This window comes from Achromobacter maghribensis, assembly GCF_057334215.1.
Map to the genome: position 1 here is coordinate 123678 of NZ_JBHFII010000004.1, position 891 is coordinate 124568.

General features: G+C 67.1%; 1 protein-coding gene. It reads left to right on the forward strand.

Annotation, left to right across the window (positions count from 1 at the left end):
- Positions 1-25: 25 nt before the first annotated feature.
- Positions 26-889: an NAD(P)-dependent oxidoreductase gene (locus tag ACE039_RS01350; RefSeq protein WP_485821490.1), complete on the forward strand. Its 864-nt coding sequence runs from the start codon at positions 26-28 to the stop codon at positions 887-889.
- Positions 890-891 lie beyond the last annotated feature (2 nt).

The following is an 891-nucleotide window of genomic DNA, read 5'->3' on the forward strand; positions in this document are numbered from 1 at the left end:
GCTTGCGCGACTCCAGAATTTTGAGCTGGTTTTCGCTGGAAAAACACCGACGGAGAGCGACATCGTGGCGCTGTGCCGCAAGCACGACCCGGTGGCCATCATCGTGCGGTACAGCAAGGTGGGCGCCGCGGCGATGGACGCGGCCCCCGCCCTGCGTGTGATCTCCAAGCATGGCAGCGGCACCGACACCATTGACAAGACGGCGGCCGCCGAACGCGGCATCCAGGTCGTCGCCGCAGTCGGCGTGAACGCCGCCGCCGTGGCGGAACAGGCGCTGGCGCTGCTTCTGGCCTGCGCCAAATCGGTCGTCGGGCTGGACGAGCGCATGCGAGCGGGCCACTGGGACAAGTCCACGCACAAGAGCATGGAGCTGGGCGGCAAGACCATCGGCCTGATCGGCCTGGGCGCCATCGGCCAGCGCCTGGCGGCCATGGTCCACGGCCTGAACATGCGCGTGATCGGCTTCGACCCTTATGCAAAGCACTTGCCGGGCCATATCGAGAATGTGTCGTTGGACACGATCTGGCGCGAGGCCGATGTGGTGTCGATGCACTGCCCGCTCACCGATGAGAACCGCGGCATGCTTAACGCGACGACGCTGGCGCAGTGCAAGCGGGGCGTGATCCTGGTGAACACGGCGCGCGGCGGTCTGGTCGACGAGGACGCACTGTTGCAGGCCGTGCGGTCGGGCCATGTGCAAGCGGCAGGCCTGGACAGTTTCGCCGTCGAGCCCATGCCTGCCGGCCATCCGTTCCAGCAAGAGCCGCGCATTATCCTTAGCCCCCACATCGGGGGCGTCACCAGCGCCGCCTACGTCAACATGGGCGTGGCCGCGGCGAACAACGTGCTGGACGTGCTGACACGCGAAGGCGCCGGGCGGCAAGGTTGACC